We start from the raw sequence: 19,079 nt of genomic DNA on the forward strand, positions 1-19,079 counted from the left end.
TCGCCCTCAAGCAAAGGTCAGGCGCAGCCCTTCGGCAAGGGGGCGGGGGATGACGCCCAGCACATGCCGCATCGCCGCGGTGTCGAAGGCCTTGTCCTCCGTCAGCCGGCGCACCTCGTCGCGGCCCAGCCGCACCCCGGCCAGGCGCGCCAGCGGGGCGGCGGCCATCAGCAGGGCGGCGGGCAGCGGCACCACCGGGCGCGGGCGCAGCCCGGCGGCGCGGGCGACGGCGGCGCAGAAGTCGCGGTAGGGCAGCGCCTCCGGCCCCGCCACGTCCAGCACCCGCGGGCCCTGGTGGGCGATGCGCAGGGCGGCCAGCAGGCAGGCGGTGACGTCGTCCTGGTGGATGGGCTGCACCAGGGCGCGGCCGCCGCCGGGCAGGGGCAGCACGGGCAGGCGGCGCATCAGCGCGGCCAGGCGCTGCACGTTGTCCTCGCCCTGGGCGCCGTAGATCATGGTGGGGTGCAGCAGCACGCCCGGGCGGCCATCGGCGCGGAAGGCGGCCTCGCCCAGCCGCACGCCGTCGCCATGGGCGTCGGGCCAGCGGGAATGGCGGCGGGTGGAGCCCATCAGCACCAGGGGCGCGCCGGTGGCGGCCAGCAGGGCCGGCGCGTGGCGCGCATGGGCGCAGGAGGCAACGGTGGCCGCGCCGGCCAGCGCGGCGCGCAGGGCACGGGCATCGGCGAGGTCGGCGAGGGCGTGGGGGGCGGGGATGCCCAGCGCGGCCCATCGCGCCGCATCGCGCACCACGGCGCGGAACGGGATGGCGCGCGCGTGCAACGCCCGCGCCAGTGCGGCGCCGGAGCGGCCGGTGGCGCCGACCAGGGCGATCACGGGCGGCCCGCCGCGGCCCGGGCCAGGCCGGGAGGCTTGGTGGATGCGGTTCCCGCGCCCCTCACGGCGAGCACTCCTCCAGCCCGCCGCCCTGGCGGATGGCGCGCACGGACAGCGCATGCCCGGTGGCGTCGCTGGTCTCCACCAGCAGGCCGCACAGGGTGGCGGGGCCTTCCGCCGGCGCCAGGCGCTCGCCGGGCATCTTGCGCCAGAAGCGCAGCGCCGCCACGCCCTTGCCCATGCCGATGACGCTGTCGTAGTCGCCGCACATGCCGGCATCGGTCTGGAAGGCGGTGCCGCCGGGCAGGATGCGGTGGTCCGCCGTGGGCACGTGGGTGTGGGTGCCCACCACCAGCGAGAGCATGCCGTCGAAGGAATGGGCGATGGCCTGCTTCTCGCTCGTCGCCTCGGCATGGACGTCGAGGATGGCGGCCTGCACCGTCACGCCCAGGCGGTGCTTCGCCAGCTCGGCCTGGATGGCGCGGAAGGGGTCGTCCAGCGGGTCCATGAACAGGCGGCCCATGGCCTGCATCACCAGCGCCTTGCGGCCGTCGGGCAGCGCCACCTCCACCGCGCCGCGGCCGGGCGTGCCGGGGGGGAAGTTCAGCGGGCGGATGACGCGCGGCTGCTCCTCCAGGTAGGGGATGATCTCGCGCCGGTCCCAGGCGTGGTTGCCCAGGGTGATGACGTCCGCACCCGCCGCCAGGAAGGCGCGCGCCATGTCGGGCGACAGGCCGAAGCCGTGCGAGGCGTTCTCGCCGTTCAGCACCACCAGCTCGGCGCGCAGGCGCTGCCGCAGGGCGGGCAGGGCGGCGACCACGGCGTCGCGGCCGGCGCGGCCGACCACGTCGCCCAGGAACAGGATCCTCACGGGCGGGTCACGCCCTCCTCGGTGACGATGGCGTGCAGGAAGATGTCGTGCGGCTGCATCGGCACCTCATCCACCTCCTGCGCCGCGAAGGCAATGCCGAGGCGCCGGGCATGCGGGAACAGCGGCAGCGTGCGATCGTAGTAGCCGCCGCCATAGCCCAGCCGGCCGCCGCGGCGGTCGAAGGCCAGCAGCGGCACCAGCACCACCCCCGGCACCAGGGGCACCTCCGCCGCCGGGTGGGCGGTGCCCATGGGGCCGGGGGCCAGCGCCTCGCCCGGCGCCCAGCGGCGGAAGCGCAGCGGCTGGCCGCGCGGCGGGGTGAAGGGCAGGGCCAGGGCGTGGCCGCGCGCATGCAGCGCCGCCAGCGCCGGGCGCAGGTCCAGCTCGCCCGGCAGCGGCCAGAAGCCGGCCACGGCGGCGCCGGGCGGCACCAGCGGCAGCAGGTGCGCCAGCAGGCGCCGGGGGGCATCGGGCGAGCCGCCGCGGCGCGCGAGCGCGTGGCGGCGGAGTTCGGGCTTGTCCATGCTACGGCGGGCTGTGCCGCCGGGGCGCGCCGGGCGCAAGTGCGAAGCCACCCTGGCCGTGGGCGAACGCATCCTCCCAAGGCCTGCCAAGACAGGTGGGCGCCAGATGACCGGACCACGGCCCGGCCAGAGCCAGCTCCCGGGAGTTGCTTATTGGCCCTGGGGATGTCTGTGCCGCACGAACCGGGCAGCCTCGCCCCGATGACATAGGCGCGACGGGGCGGCGCGGCAAGTCAGCGCGGCGCGTTGACCCGCGCCTCCCACGGCTGCGGCGCCCAGCCCTCGGGCATCAGGCGGCATTCGCCGGGGTGGCGGGACTGCATCGCCGCGCAGCGGGCGGCGAGGGCGGCGTGGCCGGGCCGCGGGCCGCCGCGCGCCCATTCCGCCAGCAGCGCCAGCGCCGCCGGGTAGAGCGGCGCGGACATCTTGGAGTGTTCAACCTCGTCGGCGAACAGGGCGGCGAGGCTGCCGCCGGTGCCGGCGGCGGCGCGGGTGGCGGCGTAGGCGGCGGCGTGCTCGACGAAGGCGGTGGCGTCGCCCGCGCCGTGCAGCACCAGGGTGGGCAGGGCGCCGGTGCGGCCGGTGGGGTCGGCGTCGGCGGCCAGGGCGGCGCGGGCCTCGGGGTCGGCGGCGAAGCGCGGGATGCGCGCGTCCAGCGCCGGGTCGGCGTAGCGCACGCCGTCGTTGCCGAAGGCCGGGCGGCCCTGCGTCACGTGGCGCGCCACGTCGCGGAAGCCGAAGGTGGCCCAGTTCAGGTGGCCGGCCAGGGCGCGCTCCGGCACACGGCTGGCCGCGCTCAGCGCGCGGGCGGCGGCGGCCTGGGCGGGGGTGGGCGCGGCGCCGCCGGTGCAGCCCTCCAGCCGGGCGCGCAGGTCGGCGGGCGTCATCCGCGCCTCCTCCGGCAGGCCGAGCGCGAGGTGGTAGGGCTCCTCCTCCGGGCCGGGATGGGTGCCGCAGATGGCCTGGAAGGCGGCGCGCAGGTCCATGCGCATGTCGTAGGCGCGGGTGGCGCCCGCCAGCACGCCGGAGGTCAGCAGCGCCGCGTCATAGGGGCGGCGGCCATCCGGCCCGGGCTCGTTGTGGCGCTCCAGCAGCAGCGCCGTCACCAGCGCGCCGTAGGACTGGCCGTGCGCCACCGTCAGCGCCGGCGGGCCGAAGCGCGCGACGTAGAGGCGGCGCGCCGCCTCCGTGTCCTCGCCGCCCATTGCCACGCCGAAGCCGCCGCGCCTGCGCGAGGACTGCACCCAGGACCAGCCCTCTGACAGGAACTCGCGGAAGCGCAGCAGGTCCTCGTCGGCGGTGGCGGCGGTGGGGGCGTCCAGGCGCGGGCCGCCGTGGCTGTGCACCACCAGCCCGCCATGGGCGCCGGGCGGCCGGGCGGCGGTCACGAAGGCGCCCTGGGCGTCGCGGCCGCGGAAGCATTCGGTGCCGGCGGGCAGGCCGGCGGGGCAGGCGGCGGGCTCCAGCGCCGCGCGCGCCGCCGCCGGCGCCAGCAGCAGGGCGGCCAGCAGGGCGGCGCGCAGGGCCATCAGCCGATGCTGCGGCCCATGGCCTCGATGCGCTCCGCCAGGGCGGCCAGGCGCTCGGCCACGCGCGGGTCGGCCGGGGGCAGGGCGGGGCCGGGCGGCACCAGCCCGACGGAGGCGGGCGGCTGGCCGGCGCGCAGGCGCTGCAGCTCGGCGCGCAGGTCGTGCCCCTCGTCGGCCAGCAGCAGGGCGACGTGCAGCAGCATGCGCTGCTCGCTCCATTGCCCGCCCATGGAGCGCACGGCGCGGACCTTCTCCTCCAGCTGCTGCACGAGGTTGCGGACGTGGTCCTCCTCGCCGTCCTGGCAGCCGATGGTGTGGGTGTAGCCGTTCAGCTTGACGGTGACCTGGCCCATCAGTTCGGCTCCTCCCCCTCGCTCATCGCCAGCTTGAGGCGGCCCAGCGCCTCGTCCAGCCGGCGCGACAGGTCCTCGACCTCGGCGCGCGGCACGCGGTCCTCCTCCAGCCGGGCGAAGCGCGCCTCGATCCGGTCGAACAGGGAATCGAGCGCCGCCTCCAGCCGGTCGAGGGCGGCGAGGGCGGGATCGGGGCTGGACGGGGCGTCGCCTGGCATGGTGCAGAGCGTTCGCATGGCCCCCCCGCATGGTCAACCGCGACATGTCGTCCTGCGCCGCGCCGCCGAGCGCGCGGCGGTGCTGGCGCTGTGGCCGGAAGCCGCCTTCCTTTCGGTGCCCGGGGCGGGCGCCTTCCTCGGCGCGCCGGGCTGGCGCGCCCTGGTGGGCGAGGCCGCGTGGCTGCGCGCGGTGCTGGATTGCGGCCGCGCCCCGGGGCACGCGCTGGCGGCGCTGCGCCTGGGCGCCCGCGGGCTGGTGCTGGACCCTGCCGTGCCGGGCTTCGCCGCGCTGGCCGGGCTGGCGGGCGAGGCGGGCTGCGCGCTTCTGCCCGCGCGCCCGCCGGCGCTGGACCTCGCGGGGGTGCGGCTGGACACGCCGCGCGGGCGCGCCTTCCTGCGCCAGGCCCTGGGCCTTCCCGACGCGCCGGAGTTGGGTTAAGCGCCCGCCATCCCCTTTCCGCGAAGGACACCGGCGATGCAGCTGACGCACAAGGTCAAGGAAATCCTTTCCTGGTACGAGAGCGACAACCCCGGCACCAAGGCGAACCTCGCCCGCATTCTGATGGAGGGGAAGCTCGGCGGCACCGGGCGCATGGTGATCCTGCCGGTGGACCAGGGCTTCGAGCACGGCCCCGCGCGCTCCTTCGCGCCGAACCCCGCCGCCTATGACCCGCACTACCACTTCCAGCTGGCGCTCGACGCCGGGCTGAACGCCTACGCCGCGCCGCTGGGGATGATCGAGGCCGGGGCCTCCACCTTCGCCGGCTCCATCCCGACCATCCTGAAGGTGAACAGCTCCAACTCGCTGTCCACCACCAAGGACCAGGCGGTGACGGCGGGCGTGGACGACGCGCTGCGCCTGGGCTGCTCGGCCATCGGCTTCACCATCTACCCGAGCAGCGAGTACCAGTTCGAGATGATGGAGGAGCTGCGCGAGCTGACCGCCGAGGCCAAGGCCGCCGGGCTGGCCGTGGTGGTGTGGTCCTACCCGCGCGGCCCGATGCTGGACAAGACGGGCGAGACGGCGCTGGACATCTGCGCCTATGCCGCGCACATGGCCGCGCTGGTCGGCGCGCACATCATCAAGGTGAAGCCGCCCACCGGCGCCATCAGCCTGGATGCCGCGAAGAAGACCTACGATTCCTCGCCGGTCGAGGACGACGCCGCCAAGCGCATCGCCCATGTGGTGAAGGCCTGCTTCAACGGGCGCCGCCTGGTGGTGTTCAGCGGCGGCGAGGCCAAGGGCGCCGACGCGCTGCTCGGCGAGGCGCGGGCCATCCATGCCGGCGGCGGCAACGGCTCCATCGTCGGCCGCAACGCCTTCCAGCGTCCGCGCGACGAGGCGCTGAAGCTGCTGGGCGACATGGTGGACATCTACCGTTCCTGAGGCTTCGCCACCGGACGAAGCGTCGCGCGTGGCCCGGGGGGCATCCTCCGGGCCATGCTGATTCTGGGCGTCTTCCTCCTCGCGGGCTTCGTGAAGGGGGTCATCGGGCTGGGGCTGCCCACGGTGGCGATGGGGCTGCTGACCCTGGCGATGGCCCCGGCCGAGGCCGCCGCGCTGCTGGTGCTGCCCTCGCTGGTCACCAACCTGGTGCAGGTGCGCCCCTGGCGGGAAGCGGCAAGGCTGGGCTGGCGGCTGCGCGGCCTGCTGGCCGGGGTGGTGGGCGGCACGCTGCTGGGGCTGTGGCTGTGGGGCGGGCTGGGCGGGCGGCACGCGGGGGCCGCGCTGGGCGGCATGCTGGCGCTGTACGCCGCGCTGGGCCTGTCGGGCTGGAAGCCGCATCTGCCGCCGGCGGCCGCCCTGCCGGTGGGGGTGGCGACGGGGGCGGTGACGGCGGCCACCGGCGTGTTCGTGCTGCCTGCCGTGCCCTGGCTGCAGGCGCAGGGGCTGGGGCGCGACGGGCTGGTGCGCGCCCTGGGCCTGTCCTTCACCGTCTCGACCCTGGCGCTGGCCGGGCTGGTGTGGCCGCAACTGGCGGCGCTGGGCTGGGCGGGGCTGCTGGCGGTGGCGCCGGCCCTGCTGGGCCAGCGCCTGGGCGAGGCGGTGCGCGGCCGCCTCTCGGAATCAGGCTTCCGCCGCTGCTTCCTGCTGGGCCTGCTGGCGCTGGGCCTGTGGCTGCTCGGGCGCGGGTGACAGCGTCATCAGCCCGTCCACCGCCACGCAGCCGTCGGGGCGGCACAGCAGGGGGTTGATCTCCGCTTCCTCCAGCCGCGCGCCGCAGGCGGCGGCGAAGGCGCTGAAGCGGCTGATGGCCTCCGCCACCCGGTCCACATCCACCTTCGGCGCGCCGCGGAAGCCGTCCAGCAAGGGCCAGGCGGCCAGGGCGCGCAGCATCGCCCCCGCCCGCGCGGGCGAGACCGGGGCGACGTCCATCTGCACGTCCTTCCACAGCTCCGCCTGCACGCCGCCCAGCCCGACCAGCAGCAGGGTGCCCCATTGCGGGTCCCGCCGCGCGCCGAGGATCAGCTCCACCCCGCGCGGCTCCATCCGCTGCACCAGCACGCCCGCCACCCGCGCCTGGGGCGCGTGCGTCCGCGCGCCGTCCATGATGCGGGCGAAGGCGGCGCGCACCGCCCCGGCGTCGCCCAGGTCGAGCTGCACGCCGCCCACTTCCGTCTTGTGCGCCACGTCCGGGCTGTCGAGCTTCAGCACCACGGGGAAGCCGATGGCCTGCGCCGCGGCCACCGCGCCCCCGGCATCGGCGGCGCGGCGCTCCTCGCCCACCGGCAGGCCGGCCTGGCGGAACAGCGCCTTGGCCTCGGCCTCCATCAGCGTGGCGGCGCCCGGTGGCAGGGCGGGGGCGGGCAGGGCGGGGGCCGGGGCCTCGGCCACGGCGGCGTGGTGCTGCAGCCACAGGCGGATGGCCGCCATCATGCGGCGGGTGGAGCGGAACAGCGCCAGGTGCGGCGCGGTGTCGGCGGCCTCGGCGCCCGGGCCTTCCAGGCTCTCGGGGATCCACATGATGCAGATGGGCTTGCCGGCCTTCGCCGCCATCTCCTCCAGCGTCACCATGCGCGAGGGGGTGGTGCCGGGGTTGTGGTAGACGATGGGGAAGATGACGGTGGCGTACTGGTCGTCCTCCAGCATCGCCGCCATGCAGTCCTCGAACAGCTTCGGATTGGTGGCCACCTGCGCCGTCAGGTCGCAGGGATTCCGCGGCGAGCCGAATTCGGGAATGGAGGCCTTCAGCGTCGCCGCGGTGTCCGGGCGCGGCTGCGGCAGGTCCAGCCCCGCGGCCTCCGCGTGGTCGGCCGCCATGATGCCGGCGCCGCCGGAGGGGGTGACGATGCCCACGCCCCGCCCGCGCGGCGGCGGCGCCTTGGCGAGGAAGCCGGCGGTCTCCAGCAGGGCGTCGAAATCCTCCACCTCCAGCAGCCCGGCGCGGCGGAAGCCGGCCGACCACGCCTCGGTGGCGCCGGCCAGCGAGCCGGTGTGCGACATGGCGGCGGCGGCGCCGACGCTGCCCCGCCCCAGCTTCAGCACCACGATGGGCTTGCCCGCGGCGCGCGCCTGCTCGCCCAGCGCCAGCAGGCGGCGGGCGTCGCGCACGCCCTCCACCGCCAGCGCGATGCTGCGCACCTCCGGCATCGCCAGCTGGAAGGCCGCGAGGTCGCACACGTCGAGGTCGGTGCTGTTGCCGGCCGTGAGCATGTGCGCCACCGCGAAGCCGCGCTCGGCCGCCTGCATCAGCGCGTAGCCCATGGCGCCGGATTGGCTGACGATGCCCACCCCGCCGGCCGGCGCCGTCATCTTGGCGTAGTCTGGCATGAAGGTGGCGCCGCAGCGGCGCACGTGGTCCACGAAGCCCAGGCAGTTGGCGCCCAGCAGCGGGAAGCCCAGGGCGCGGGCGCGGGCGCGCAGCGCTTCCTCCTCCTCCGCGCGCTCGGGCAGGTCGGTCTCGCCGTAGCCGGAGGCGTAGAGCACGGCGCCGCCCGCGCCCTTGGCGGCCAGCGCCTCCACCGCCGCCAGCACGCCGGTGCGCGGCAGGGCGATGACGGCGGAATCCGGCACGCCCGGGATGTCGGCGACGCTGGCGACGCAAGGGCGGCCGTGCAGCTCCTGCCCGGCGTATTTCGGGTTCACGCACCAGACGTCGCCCGCGAAGCCGGACATGTTCTGCACGGTCCGCGCGCCGAATCCGGTGGGCTCGGCCGAGACGCCGATGACGGCGACCGAGCGCGGCGAGAGCAGGCAGCGCAGGCTGCCGGGCGTGCGGAGCGGGTCCATGGGTTTCCTCCGTGATGCGTTTGCCCGCATTGCGTGCCAGGACGGGCGGGAGGGCAAGACCCCCCTGGCTGCTACAGCACGCCCATCGCCGCCGGCAGCCACAGCGCGATGCCGGGGAAGGCCACCACCAGCGCCAGCGCGGCGAACATCGCCAGGATCAGCCACAGCACCCAGGGCAGGGTGGATTCCATGCTGACCTGCGCGATGCGGCAGGACACCATCAGGTTCACCGCCATCGGCGGGGTGAACTGGCCGATGGCGATCTTCATGGTGAGGATGACGCCGAACCAGGTCAGGTCCCAGCCGAAGCTGCGCGCGATGGGGATCAACACCGGCAGCAGGATCAGGAAGGTGGAGACGCCGTCCAGGAACATGCCGATGAAGACCAGCGCCACCATCAGCAGCGCGATGGTGCCGTATTCCCCCAGGCCGAGGCCGACGATCCAGCCGGCGATGGGCTGCACGATGCCCAGCGTCGCCGTGCTCCAGGCGAAGACGGAGGCGAGCGCGACGATGACGAGGATGACGGCGGAGATCTCGCCGGCCTCCACCATCATCTCGTAGAGGTCGCGCAGCGTCATCGAGCGATACACGAAGAAGCCGATGAACAGGCCGTAGAACACCGCCATCACCGCGGCCTCGGTGGGGGTGAAGGCGCCGATGCGCATGCCGCCCAGGATCACCACCGGCGCCATCAGCCCCCAGAACGCCTCCTTGAAGGTGCGCCAGACCGAGAGCGCCCCGCGGTCCGGGTTCTTGCCGCCGAAGTCGCGCAGCCAGGAGATGAGCAGGATGGGCACCAGCAGCGCGCAGCCGGCGAGGATGCCCGGCAGCATCCCGGCCATGAAGATGGCGGGCACCGAGACGCCGGGCACCATGACGGCATAGACGATGAAGGCGATGGAGGGCGGGATGAGGATGTCCGTCGCCGCCGCCGCGCCGACGGTGGAGGCGATGAAGGGGCGCGGGTAGCCATCCTTCACCATGCCCTCCGTCACCACCTTGCCCACGGCCGCCGCGGTGGCGGGGCCGGAGCCGCTGATGCCGCCGATGACCATGGCGACGAGGATGGAAACGGAGGCCAGCGCCCCGCGCCCCGCACCCACCAGTGCGGTGGCGAAGCGCACCAGCCGCAGCGCCACCCCCGTGCGGTCGAACACGCAGCCGACCAGCACGAACATCGGGATGGCGATGAGCGGATACTTGGCGATGCCGGCATAGACGTTGGTTGGCATGGCCATGATGGACTGGTCCGCCAGCGTGATCGCCAGCGCGCCGGCGAGGCCGAGCGCCACGCCGATCGGCACGCCGCCCAGCAGCATCACCAGGAAGGCGAGGAAGAGGATGCTGCCGATCAAATGTCGCGGCCCCGCGCCAGCCGCACAATCCGCCCCAGCGCGCGCGCCATCACCAGCAGCGAGAGCACCGGCAGCCAGACCGTGTAGAGCCATTGCGGGTGGCCCAGCCCGGGGGAGAGCGCCTCGAAATCGTACTCGTCCCAGGTCATCCAGGCGCCGTAGTAGGCGATGAGGCCGAAGCACAGCACCAGCAGCGCCATGGCGATGATCTCCGCCGCGCGGCGGCCGCGCGGGGGCAGCTTGTCCACGAAGAAGCCGATGCGGATGTGCCGGTCCATCGCGGTGGCCAGCGCCGTGCCCACCAGCGCCACGACGACCATCAGCGCCACCGAGTATTCCTCGGTGAAGGCGAGCGAGATGTCGGTCAGGTAGCGGGTGACGACGTTGGCGAAGGTGATCAGCGCCATGGCGGCCATGCAGCCGGCCAGCAGCACGCGCTCCAGCGTCAGCGGGATGCGCGTGCGCGGCTCGGGCGCCGGCGCCGTGGGGTCGAAATCCGCCGCCAAGGTCAGGACAGCGCGCGGATCGCCGCCTCGGCCTTGCGGGTGAGGTCGTTGCCCACGGTGGCGGACCACTTCTCGTAGACCGGGCGCAGCGCCTGGGCGAAGGCCTGCTTCTGCTGGAGCGTGAGCGACGTCACCTCCACGTTGCGGCGGCGCAGCTCCTGCATGGCGCTGTCGTCGGTGCCGGGGATGCCCAGCCCGTTGCGGGCCAGCGCGATGTTGCGCCGCGCCGCCTCGCGCGCGCATTCGCGCAGCAGCTCCTGGTCCTGCGGGGTGAACTGGGCCATCACCGACTTCGCCACGCCGAAGATCAGCGCGTCGTTCACGTAGTTCCACACCGTCAGGTGGCGCTGGGCCAGCGTGTCCATGCGGAAGGCCAGGAACAGGTTGACCGGGTTCTCCTGCCCATCCACCGCGCCGGTGCTCAACGCCGGCTGCAGGTCGGCGAAGCTCATCTGCAGGGGGTTGGCGCCCAGCGCGTTGTAGATGTCGCTGAAGATGGCCCCGGCGGCGAAGCGGATCTTCAGGCCGCGCAGGTCACCGGGGGCAGCGATGGCGCGGCGGGAGTTGCTGATCTCGCGGAAGCCGTTCTCGCCCCAGGCCAGCGGCACCACGTCGCGGCGGTCCATCACCGCGTTCAGGTCGCGCCCGACCTCGCCGTTGACCAGCGCGTCGAAGGCGCGGTGGTCGGGCATCAGGAAGGGCAGCTGGAAGATGCCCGCCTCGCGCACCTGCGGCGCGATGTTGATGGTGCTGAACACGCACATGTCGATGATGCCCTGGCGCATCGCCAGCAGCTCGCGCGTCTGGTCGCCGCCCACCAGCTGGGATTGCGGATAGACGCGCATGTTGATGCGCCCGCCCGAGCGCTCGTTCACCAGCTCGGCCCACTGGAAGGCGCCCTCGGCGAAGGGGATGGGGCGGTTGGCCACCACAGACACCTTGTATTCGGGCCTGTAGGCGGGCTGGGCGCCGGCGACCAGCGGCGTGGCGAGCAGGCCGCCCAGGGCGGCGCGGCGGGTGATGGCGGGCATGGGCGTCTCCTCGGGGCGGCGGCTTGCACGCGCCGCTTCATCGGCGCCACCATGCCGCGCGCGGGCCGCGCCGCGCAAGGGAGGGGACCATGCTGGCCATCACCGGTGCCGCCTCGGGCCTGGGCGCCGCGCTGCTGGCGCGCGCCGCCGCGCAGGGCTGGGCGGTGGCGGGGGCGGACCGCACCGCCGTGCCCGGCATCGCCGCGCTGGACGTGACGGACGAGGCCGCGGTGGACGCCTGGATGGCCTCCCTGCCGGCGGTGAGCGGGCTGGTCACCTGCGCCGGCATCTCCGCCGACACGCCGGTGCTGGACACCACCGCCGACGCCTTCCGCCGCATCCTGGAGGTGAACGTCATCGGCTCCTTCCTCTGCGCCCAGGCGGCGGCGCGGCGGATGGCGCCGGGCCGGTCCATCGTGCTGATCTCCTCCGTCTCCGGCTTGCGCGGCTCGAAGGGGCGGGTGGCCTATGGCGCGTCCAAGGCGGCGGTGGTGAACATGGCGCAGGTGATGGCGATTGACCTGGCGCCGCGCGGCATCCGGGTGAACGCCATCTGCCCCGGCCCGGTCGAGACGCCGATGGTGGCGACGCTGCACGACGCCGCCACGCGCGCGGGCTGGACGGCGCGCATCCCCATGGCCCGCTACGGCACCCCGGACGAGATCGCCGAGGCGGCGCTGTTCCTGCTGGACGGGGCGCGCAGCGGCTACGTCAACGGCCACGCGCTGGCGGTGGATGGCGGCTTCGCCGGCACCGGGCTGATGGCGTGAGCATCCCCACCGCCAACCTCGCGCGGCTGCTGGCGCAGACCGCGCGCCGCCTGCCCGATGCGCCCGCCCTGCTGTGGCGCGACCGCCGCTGGAGCTGGGCCGAGCTGGACGACCGCGCCAGCCGCCTGGCCGCCGTGCTGCGCGCCCGTGGCATCGCGCCGGGCGACCGGGTGCTGGTCCATTCGCGCAACAGCAATGCCATGGTCGAGAGCATGTGGGGCTGTTGGAAGGCCGGCGCCGCCTGGGTGCCCACCAATGTCCGGCTCACTCCGCCGGAGGTGGCCTTCGTGGCGCAATCCTCCGGCGCCGCGCTGATGCTGCGCGACCACGGCTTCCGCGCCCATGCGGAGGCGGCGGGCGTGGCGCGCGTGCTGGCGGTGGGCGACGCCGAAGCGGAGGAGGAGAACTACGAGGCGGCGCTGGCCGCCGCCGCCCCCTGGCCGCGCGACGCGGAGGAAGCGGTGGCGCCGGAGCATCCGGCCTGGTTCTTCTTCACCTCCGGCACCACCGGCCGGCCCAAGGCGGCGGTGCTGACCCATGGGCAGATGAACTTCGTCGTCACCAACCACCTGGCCGACCTGATGCCGGGGCTGACGGAACGCGACGCTTCGCTGGTGGTGGCGCCGCTGTCGCACGGGGCGGGCATCCACCTGCTGTCCAACGTGGCACGCGGCGCGCCATCCGTGCTGCTGCCGGGCGAGCGGCTGGACGTGGCCGAGGCGTGGCGGCTGGTGGCGGCGCACCGCGTCACCAACATGTTCACCGTGCCCACCATCCTTTCGGCGCTGGCGGAGCACCCGGAGGCCGCGCCGTACGCGCTGCGCCACGTCATCTACGCCGGCGCTCCGATGTACCGCGCCGACCAGAAGCGCGCGCTGGCGCGGCTGGGCCCGTGCCTGGTGCAGTATTTCGGCCTGGGCGAGGTGACGGGCAACATCACCGTGCTGCGCGCCGACCAGCACAGCGCCGACGATGCCGCGCCCGGCGCGCTGTCCTGCGGGCAGCCGCGCACGGGAATGGAGGTGGCCATCCTGGCCGAGGACGGCACCCGCCTGCCGGCGGACGAAACCGGCGAGGTCTGCGTGCGTGGCCCCGCGGTGTTCGCCGGCTACTGGAACAACCCGGAAGCGACGGCGCAGGCCTTCCGCGGCGGCTGGTTCCACACCGGCGACCTGGGCCACCTCGACCACCACGGCTTCCTGACCATCACGGGCCGGGCGAGCGACATGTTCATTTCCGGCGGCTCCAACGTGTACCCGCGCGAGGTGGAGGAGGCGCTGCTGCTGCACCCGGCGGTGGCGGAATGCGCCGTGGTCGGCCTGCCGCACCCGAAATGGGGCGAGGCCGGCGTGGCCTGCCTGGTGCTGCGCGACGCCACGCCGCCCGCGGCGGTGCTGGCGTCGCTGGACGGGCAGTTGGCGCGGTACAAGCACCCGCTGAACGCCGTGGCCTGGGAGGCGCTGCCGAAATCGGCCTACGGCAAGGTGCCCAAGGCGCTGCTGCGCGAACGGTTGGCGCAGGAAGGGATTTCCTTCGCATGAACGCCCCGCGTGCATGCCGCACCCTGCGCAAATTCCCCGGTCTTGGCCGCTTTGCTGCGGCGCCGCAAAAGCGCGCTGCGCCAAGAATGCGCGCCGTCCCGCATCCTGGGACAGATGGAAAAGGACGACTGCCTTGCCCCGGCCCATGTCGATTTCGCTGGACCACGCCATCCTCGCGGCCCACGCCGCCCTGGCCGAGGCCGCTCGCCGCCCGGCGCGCGACCTGGCGGGGTGGTGCGCCGCCGCGCTGCCGGTGACCGGCTTCGCCTTCCTGGTGCTGGCGGCGCGCGAGAGCGGGGCCTGGACGGCGACCGCGCTGCTGGTGGGGCCGGCGACGGTGCTGGCGGGGCTGCACGCCTCGCTGATGCCGCGCATGGGCCCGGCGCGGCGCATGGCGGCCGATGCCGTCTCGCGCCTGATGGCGGCGGGGACGGCGGGGCTGGCCGCCGGGCTGGCGGCGCTGGGCGGCTCGGTGGCGCTGGCGGTCGGCGCGGCGCTGGCGGTGCTGCTGATGGCGGCCCTGTACCTGGAGGCCCTGCCGGCGGAGTGAGCGCTACCGCGCTTCCCGCTGCCACGCGATGACGGCCACGCCCAGCAGCAGCGCCAGGGCCAGCCAGGGCGGCAGCAGCGGCAGGGCGGCGATGCCGGTCACCGTGTGGTCGCCGCGCTGGCGCAGCCCGGCCCAGTTCGCGCCGCCGGCGTCGCGGCCCGGGGCCACCCGGCGCAGGTCGGGCACCGCGCGCCCGTCGCCCACATGGCGCGCCGTGCCGCCCGATGCCTCCACCAGCGCCGCCAGCCGTCCGGCATCGGCGCGCAAATCCTCCCATTCCGGCGGGTTGGCGGGCATGGCGGCGGCGAAGGCGACGCGCCTTCCGTCCGTCACCTGCCACAGCCCCGGCGCGCCGGCCGGGATGTCCAGCACGGCGCGGCCGCCCTGCGGGGCGAAGGGGGCGCGGCTCTCGGTGCCGTCGGGGGCGGTCACCACCGCCTCGGGCGGCGGGGCGGGGTCCAGCGAGCGGCGGGTGGCCAGCAGGCGGCCATCCTCCACCCGCGCCACCAGATCCTCCTCCTCCAGCTCCGGCTCGCGCATCAGCCAGTGGGCGATGCGGCGCAGCAGCTCGGCCTGCGGGCCGCCGCCATCGTGCTGGCGCGACCACAGCCAGATGTGGTCGCTCAGCATCAGGGCCACCCGGCCCTGGCCCACGCGGTCCAGCACCAGCAGGGGCGCGTCGCCGGCGCCGGACATCAGCACGGAACCCGCGCGCGGCTCGGCGCGGACGGTGCGGTACCAGCGCCCCCATTGCGCCTCCCGCCCCTCGGCGTTGGCGCCGGGCAGGCCCTCCGTCACCGGGTGGCGCAGCCCCTGCGGGGTGACGCGCGGCCGAAAGGGTCCTTCCAGGATGGCCTGGGTGGGCGAAAGCGGGCGCGCCGGCAGCACCTGCCCCAGCGGGGTGGAGAACAGGCTGGCCCCGCCCACGTATTCCGGTCCGACGCTCAGCAGCAGCGCGCCGCCCAGGCGCACGTGGTCGGCGATGTTGCGCAGGTAGGAAGGCGGCAGGATGCCGCGGTTGGCGAAGCGGTCGAACACGATCAGGTCGAACTCGCGCAGCTTCACCTGGAACAGCTCGCGCACCGGGAAGGCGATCAGCGCCAGCTCGTTCAGCGGGGTCAGGTCGTCCTTCTCCGGCGGGCGGAGGATGGTGAAGTGCACCAGGTCCACCCCGGGGTCGGACTTCAGCAGGCGGCGCCAGGTGCGCTCGCCCGCATGGGGCTCGCCGCTCACCAGCAGCACGCGCAGGCGGTCGCGCACGCCGTTCAGGTTCAGCACCACGCGGTTGTTGGCGTCCGACACCTCGCCGGGGCGCGCCTCGGCCAGCAGCTCCAGCACGTTGGGGCCGGCGCGCTCGACGGGGATGGACAGGGTGTGCTCGCGGCCCAGCGGCACCGTCTCGGTCACTGGGGCGGCGCCGTCGCGGCGGATGGTCAGCAGCGCCGTGCCCTCCGGCCGCGGCGCGCCCAGATCCTCCACCACCAGCTTCAGCTCCACCGCGCGGCCGACGATGCCGAAGCCCGGCGCCTCGACCAGGCGGATGCGCCGGTCCACCTCGCCGGGGCGGCCGGGCATCAGCAGGTGCAGCGGCACCTCCGGCCCCGGCGCCCAGGCGGCGGGCGCGTCATGCACCTGCCCGTCGCTGAGCAGGAACACGCCGGCCAGGCGCGCGGCGGGGATCTCGGCCAGGGCGCGCTCCATGGCGGCGAAGGCGCGGCTGCCCTGGTTGCCGCCCTCCGGCACCTCGGCGGTGCGCACCTCCAGGTCGCGCAGGCGGCCCAGGCGCTGCGCCAGCTGCTCGCGCGCCGCTTCCAGCGCGGCGGCGCGGCCGGGGGCGGCGCCGATGCTGTCCGTGCGGTCCAGCAGCAGCAGGGCGATGTCGGGGCGGACCTCGCGCGTCTCCTCCACCAGCCGCGGGCCGGACAGGGCGGCGAGGATGAGCGCGAAGGCCAGCGCGCGCCACCACGCGCCGCGCGCGCGCCGCCACAGCGCCGGGGCGAGGGCCAGCAGCGCCGCCGCCGCCAGCAGCGCCAGCAGCCAGGGCGGCAGGACGGGCGCGAAATCCAGCGCGAGGCGCGTGCGGTCCATCAGTTGCCGAGCCTTTCCAGGATGGCGGGCACGTGCACCTGGTCGCCCTTGTAGTTGCCGGTGAGCGCGTAGATGACGAGGTTGGCGCCGAAGCGCAGCGCCAGGGTGCGCTGGCGCGCCCCGCCTGGCACGGCGGCGTGCACCGCGTTGCCGCGCGCGTCCGACGCCCAGGCCGCGGCCCAGTCATGCCCGCCGATCACCACCGGCGAGACCGAATCGTTGGCACGGTCCTCGACGCGGCTGACCCAGACGGTGCCGCCCGCGAAGCGGCCCGGCAGCTCGGGCAGCAGGTAGAAGGCGCGGCGCAGCACGTGCTCCTCCGGCACCGGCATCAGCGGCGGGATGGCGAGGCCCTGGGTCACGCGGCGCAGCGCGGCGCGCGCGCCGGGGGCGAAGCCCTCGCCCGAGCCCTCGTCGCGGGTGTCGAGCAAAAGGATGCCGCCGTCGCGCATGAAGGCGTTCAGCGATTCGCGCGCCGCGGCGTCGAGCGCCTGGGCCTCGGGGCGGATGATCCACAGCAGCAGCGGGAAGAAGGAGAGGTCGTCGCGGCCCGGCGTCACCGCCACCGGCTCGGCCAGGCTGGCCGAGGTGCGGCGGTTCACGAAGTCCGACAGGCCGGCCAGCCCGGCGCGCGCCGCCTCGTCCGTCGCGCCGTCGCCGGTGGCGATGAAGGCGAGGCGGGTGACCAGCGCGTTCGCGCCCTCCGGCGCCGGGTCCTGCGCGGCGGCGGGGGCGGCCAGCAGGGCCAGCAGCACGACGGCGGCGCGCAGCAGGGGGATGCCGCGCAGCCGCAGGCTCAGCAGCAGGTCGGCGGCCAGCAGCAGCAGCGCGGCGGCTAGCAGCCAGGGGCCCAGGTCGCGCTCGGGCGGGATGCCGGCGATGGGGCGGGTGGCGGTGCCGGGCGGCACGGCGAAGGGGGTGGGCGCGGGGATGGCGCCGCCCAGGTTCACGGCGCGGCGCAGCCCCTCGTTGCCGTACCAGCCGGGCGGGGTGCGCGGGCCGATGGCGGCCTCGCCCGCCGCCGGGATGGGCTGGGCGCCGGGCGGCGGCGCGCCCAGCCGGCCGAAGCCGTCCAGCGACTCCACCGGCGGCAGCATCCCCTCCGCCTCGTTGCCCGCCACCCCGGCGGACAGCGCCACCAGCCGCCGCAGCATCTGCACGAACAGGCCCGACAGCGGCAGGTCCGACCATTCGGCGTTGGCGGTGACGTGGAACAGCACCACCCGGCCCTGCCCGCGCGCCTCGCCGGTCACCAGCGGGGTGCCGTCGGCCAGCCGGGCCCAGATGCGCGGGGCCAGCTGCGCCGAGGGCTCGGCCAGCACCTGGCGCGCCACCGTCACCTCCGGCGGCACCGCCAGCCCGGCGAAGGGCGAGCCCTCGGGGAAAGGCGCCAGGCGCTGCGGCTGCTCCCAGGACAGGGCGCCGCCCAGCTGGCGCTCGGCGCGCAGGCGCACCGGCAACAGGGCGTCCGGCGCCTCGGCCAGCCGCGGGCCGGCGAAGCGGAGCAGCGTGCCACCGCCCTCGACGAAGCGGGTCACCGCCGCCAGCTCCGGGCCCTCCAGCGGCCGGTCGGCGAGGATGAGCACGGAAAGCGGGCGGGCCAGCAGCGCCGGGGCCTCGCCGCGGCGGATCTCGGCGAAGGGGCCCAGGGCGCGCTCCAGGTAGAACAGCTCGCCGATCAGGGGGGCGTCGGCGCCCTGCTCGGCGCCGGGCAGCAGGCCGACGGGGCGGCGGCGGAAGCGCTCGTCCAGCAGCACGGTGGCGCCGGCCCCGCCCTCGCTGGCGATGTCCAGGCGGAAGACGCGGTTGCGCACCTCGACCGGCAGGTCCAGCGCCGCGCCGCCCTCGGCCGCGCCGGCCGGCACGGCGACGCGCGCGGAGGCCAGGGCGGCGCCGTCCTGGGCGCGGGCCACCACCTGCGCCTCCGTCGCCACCGCCAGGGGCGATTGGCGCAGCGCCAGCAGCAGGCGGTCGCCCTCGGCGCGCGGGGGCAGCAGCAGGCGCACCGGGCGGTCCTCGGCGCGGGCCAGCACGGGCTCGGGCAGGGCGGCGAGGAAGGCGGCGGCCCCCGCGGCGTCGCCGTGGTCCAGCCCATCGGACAGGAACAGCGCCTGGGCGCCGGGGGTGCCGCGCAGCCAGGGGCGCAGCGCGGCCAGGGCGGCGGCGCGGTCGGGCGGCCAGGGGCGGGGGCGCAGCGCCGCCAGACGGCCCAGCAGGTCGGCCGCCGGCATCGGGCCCACCACGCGCGGCGCCGCGCCGCCCTCGCCGGGGGCGGTGGCGAGCAGGGCGGCGGCGCGGCCCTCGCGCGCGGTGCGCTCCAGCTCGGCCTGGGCCAGGGCCAGGCGGCGCGGCCAGTCGGGGCCGGCGGCCCAGCCGTCATCCACCACCAGCAGCAGCGGCCCGGCGCCGGGCGTGCCGGGCGGCGGGCCCAGCACCGGCCGCGCCAGCCCGAGGATGAGCAGCGCGGCGGCGGCCACGCGCAGCAGCAGCACCCACCAGGGCGTGCGGGCCGGCACCTCCTCCGGACGCGGCAGGTCCTGCAGCAGGATGGCGGCGGGGAAGTCCTGCCGGCGCGGGGTGGGCGGCGTGACGCGCAGCAGCCACCACAGCAGCGGCAGGGCCGGCAGCGCCAGCAGCAGCCAGGGCGCGGCGAAGGACATCACGGCGCGGACCCC

General features: G+C 75.7%; 18 protein-coding genes and 1 other RNA gene. 6 read left to right on the forward strand and 13 right to left on the reverse strand.

Annotated features, from left to right (window positions below; genetic code table 11):
• Window positions 1–6: 6 nt before the first annotated feature.
• The 7 genes from ACI6QG_RS08045 to ACI6QG_RS08075 all read right to left on the reverse strand — a co-directional run bounded on the left by ACI6QG_RS08045 (window position 7) and on the right by ACI6QG_RS08075 (window position 4,329).
• A complete protein-coding gene (locus ACI6QG_RS08045; protein WP_407024072.1) occupies window positions 7–834 on the reverse strand; it encodes an NAD(P)H-binding protein in 828 nt (275 codons plus the stop codon).
• Window positions 835–895: 61 nt separating this feature from the next.
• Window positions 896–1,705, reverse strand: a complete 810-nt coding sequence (locus tag ACI6QG_RS08050; RefSeq protein WP_407024073.1) for a TIGR00282 family metallophosphoesterase — start codon at window positions 1,703–1,705, stop codon at window positions 896–898.
• A complete protein-coding gene (locus tag ACI6QG_RS08055) occupies window positions 1,702–2,229 on the reverse strand; it encodes a 5-formyltetrahydrofolate cyclo-ligase (protein WP_407024074.1) in 528 nt (175 codons plus the stop codon). The genes ACI6QG_RS08050 and ACI6QG_RS08055 overlap by 4 nt, the downstream gene beginning before the upstream one ends.
• Before the next feature lie 40 nt (window positions 2,230–2,269).
• Window positions 2,270–2,426, reverse strand: a non-coding RNA gene (gene ssrS / locus ACI6QG_RS08060) — 6S RNA.
• A gap of 36 nt (window positions 2,427–2,462) precedes the next feature.
• A complete protein-coding gene (locus ACI6QG_RS08065; protein WP_407024075.1) occupies window positions 2,463–3,758 on the reverse strand; it encodes a hypothetical protein in 1,296 nt (431 codons plus the stop codon).
• Window positions 3,758–4,111 (reverse strand): cell division protein ZapA, encoded by a 354-nt coding sequence (locus ACI6QG_RS08070; RefSeq protein WP_407024076.1) that lies wholly within the window; start codon window positions 4,109–4,111, stop codon window positions 3,758–3,760. Before ACI6QG_RS08070 ends, ACI6QG_RS08065 begins: the two co-directional genes overlap by 1 nt.
• Window positions 4,111–4,329, reverse strand: coding sequence for a hypothetical protein (locus tag ACI6QG_RS08075; protein ID WP_407024077.1), 219 nt, complete (start codon window positions 4,327–4,329; stop codon window positions 4,111–4,113). The genes ACI6QG_RS08070 and ACI6QG_RS08075 overlap by 1 nt, the downstream gene beginning before the upstream one ends.
• 16 nt (window positions 4,330–4,345) lie before the next feature.
• Between ACI6QG_RS08075 and ACI6QG_RS08080 the strand changes: the two genes are divergently transcribed.
• From ACI6QG_RS08080 to ACI6QG_RS08090, 3 genes are read left to right on the forward strand one after another with little or no spacing between them, the layout of a single operon-like run.
• The gene (locus ACI6QG_RS08080) at window positions 4,346–4,768 is read left to right on the forward strand and encodes a hypothetical protein (protein ID WP_407024078.1); all 423 of its coding nucleotides are present in this window, start codon (window positions 4,346–4,348) and stop codon (window positions 4,766–4,768) included.
• 36 nt (window positions 4,769–4,804) lie between these two features.
• Complete coding sequence (locus ACI6QG_RS08085; RefSeq protein WP_407024079.1) at window positions 4,805–5,716, forward strand: class I fructose-bisphosphate aldolase; 912 nt, start codon at window positions 4,805–4,807, stop codon at window positions 5,714–5,716.
• A gap of 54 nt (window positions 5,717–5,770) precedes the next feature.
• A complete protein-coding gene (locus ACI6QG_RS08090) occupies window positions 5,771–6,466 on the forward strand; it encodes a sulfite exporter TauE/SafE family protein (RefSeq protein ID WP_407024080.1) in 696 nt (231 codons plus the stop codon).
• Here the strand turns inward: ACI6QG_RS08090 and ACI6QG_RS08095 are convergent.
• The 4 genes from ACI6QG_RS08095 to dctP form a co-directional block, all read right to left on the reverse strand.
• The gene (locus ACI6QG_RS08095; RefSeq protein WP_407024081.1) at window positions 6,398–8,560 is read right to left on the reverse strand and encodes an acetate--CoA ligase family protein; all 2,163 of its coding nucleotides are present in this window, start codon (window positions 8,558–8,560) and stop codon (window positions 6,398–6,400) included. The two genes, ACI6QG_RS08090 and ACI6QG_RS08095, sit on opposite strands and share 69 nt — an antisense overlap.
• A 71-nt stretch (window positions 8,561–8,631) precedes the next feature.
• Window positions 8,632–9,918 carry a TRAP transporter large permease gene (locus ACI6QG_RS08100; RefSeq protein WP_407024082.1) on the reverse strand — a complete coding sequence of 429 codons (1,287 nt, stop codon included), beginning with the start codon at window positions 9,916–9,918 and terminating at the stop codon, window positions 8,632–8,634.
• Window positions 9,915–10,424: a TRAP transporter small permease gene (locus ACI6QG_RS08105; RefSeq protein WP_407024083.1), complete on the reverse strand. Its 510-nt coding sequence runs from the start codon at window positions 10,422–10,424 to the stop codon at window positions 9,915–9,917. Before ACI6QG_RS08105 ends, ACI6QG_RS08100 begins: the two co-directional genes overlap by 4 nt.
• Window positions 10,425–10,426: 2 nt before the next feature.
• Window positions 10,427–11,455, reverse strand: coding sequence for a TRAP transporter substrate-binding protein DctP (dctP, locus tag ACI6QG_RS08110; protein ID WP_407024084.1), 1,029 nt, complete (start codon window positions 11,453–11,455; stop codon window positions 10,427–10,429).
• Between the two features lie 89 nt (window positions 11,456–11,544).
• On the opposite strand from dctP, the gene ACI6QG_RS08115 reads away from it, so the two are divergent.
• From ACI6QG_RS08115 to ACI6QG_RS08125, 3 genes are all read left to right on the forward strand, one after another.
• Complete coding sequence (locus ACI6QG_RS08115) at window positions 11,545–12,225, forward strand: SDR family NAD(P)-dependent oxidoreductase (RefSeq protein ID WP_407024085.1); 681 nt, start codon at window positions 11,545–11,547, stop codon at window positions 12,223–12,225.
• Window positions 12,222–13,766 carry an AMP-binding protein gene (locus ACI6QG_RS08120; RefSeq protein ID WP_407024086.1) on the forward strand — a complete coding sequence of 515 codons (1,545 nt, stop codon included), beginning with the start codon at window positions 12,222–12,224 and terminating at the stop codon, window positions 13,764–13,766. The genes ACI6QG_RS08115 and ACI6QG_RS08120 overlap by 4 nt, the downstream gene beginning before the upstream one ends.
• Window positions 13,767–13,911: 145 nt before the next feature.
• The gene (locus ACI6QG_RS08125; RefSeq protein ID WP_407024087.1) at window positions 13,912–14,316 is read left to right on the forward strand and encodes a hypothetical protein; all 405 of its coding nucleotides are present in this window, start codon (window positions 13,912–13,914) and stop codon (window positions 14,314–14,316) included.
• Between the two features lie 3 nt (window positions 14,317–14,319).
• On the opposite strand, the gene ACI6QG_RS08130 is transcribed toward ACI6QG_RS08125, so the two are convergent.
• Together ACI6QG_RS08130 and ACI6QG_RS08135 are read right to left on the reverse strand one after the other, a co-directional pair.
• Complete coding sequence (locus ACI6QG_RS08130) at window positions 14,320–16,404, reverse strand: hypothetical protein (RefSeq protein WP_407024088.1); 2,085 nt, start codon at window positions 16,402–16,404, stop codon at window positions 14,320–14,322.
• Window positions 16,404–19,064 (reverse strand): DUF4159 domain-containing protein, encoded by a 2,661-nt coding sequence (locus ACI6QG_RS08135; protein ID WP_407024089.1) that lies wholly within the window; start codon window positions 19,062–19,064, stop codon window positions 16,404–16,406. The genes ACI6QG_RS08130 and ACI6QG_RS08135 overlap by 1 nt, the downstream gene beginning before the upstream one ends.
• Window positions 19,065–19,079: the final 15 nt, after the last annotated feature.

The organism is Sabulicella flocculans (assembly GCF_045449635.1).
In the GTDB taxonomy this organism is placed as follows: Bacteria; Pseudomonadota; Alphaproteobacteria; order Acetobacterales; family Acetobacteraceae; genus Roseococcus.

Bases quoted from the DNA above. Each gene is read 5' to 3' on its own strand.
- ACI6QG_RS08055 (WP_407024074.1), bottom strand. From the start codon at position 2,229: ATGGACAAGCCCGAACTCCGCCGCCACGCGCTCGCGCGCCGCGGCGGC.
- ACI6QG_RS08065 (WP_407024075.1), bottom strand. From the start codon at position 3,758: ATGGCCCTGCGCGCCGCCCTGCTGGCCGCCCTGCTGCTGGCGCCGGCG.
- ACI6QG_RS08070 (WP_407024076.1), bottom strand. From the start codon at position 4,111: ATGGGCCAGGTCACCGTCAAGCTGAACGGCTACACCCACACCATCGGC.
- ACI6QG_RS08075 (WP_407024077.1), bottom strand. From the start codon at position 4,329: ATGCCAGGCGACGCCCCGTCCAGCCCCGATCCCGCCCTCGCCGCCCTC.
- ACI6QG_RS08080 (WP_407024078.1), top strand. From the start codon at position 4,346: ATGGCCCCCCCGCATGGTCAACCGCGACATGTCGTCCTGCGCCGCGCC.
- ACI6QG_RS08085 (WP_407024079.1), top strand. From the start codon at position 4,805: ATGCAGCTGACGCACAAGGTCAAGGAAATCCTTTCCTGGTACGAGAGC.
- ACI6QG_RS08090 (WP_407024080.1), top strand. From the start codon at position 5,771: ATGCTGATTCTGGGCGTCTTCCTCCTCGCGGGCTTCGTGAAGGGGGTC.
- ACI6QG_RS08095 (WP_407024081.1), bottom strand. From the start codon at position 8,560: ATGGACCCGCTCCGCACGCCCGGCAGCCTGCGCTGCCTGCTCTCGCCG.
- dctP (WP_407024084.1), bottom strand. From the start codon at position 11,455: ATGCCCGCCATCACCCGCCGCGCCGCCCTGGGCGGCCTGCTCGCCACG.
- ACI6QG_RS08115 (WP_407024085.1), top strand. From the start codon at position 11,545: ATGCTGGCCATCACCGGTGCCGCCTCGGGCCTGGGCGCCGCGCTGCTG.
- ACI6QG_RS08125 (WP_407024087.1), top strand. From the start codon at position 13,912: ATGTCGATTTCGCTGGACCACGCCATCCTCGCGGCCCACGCCGCCCTG.
- ACI6QG_RS08130 (WP_407024088.1), bottom strand. From the start codon at position 16,404: ATGGACCGCACGCGCCTCGCGCTGGATTTCGCGCCCGTCCTGCCGCCC.
- ACI6QG_RS08135 (WP_407024089.1), bottom strand. From the start codon at position 19,064: ATGTCCTTCGCCGCGCCCTGGCTGCTGCTGGCGCTGCCGGCCCTGCCG.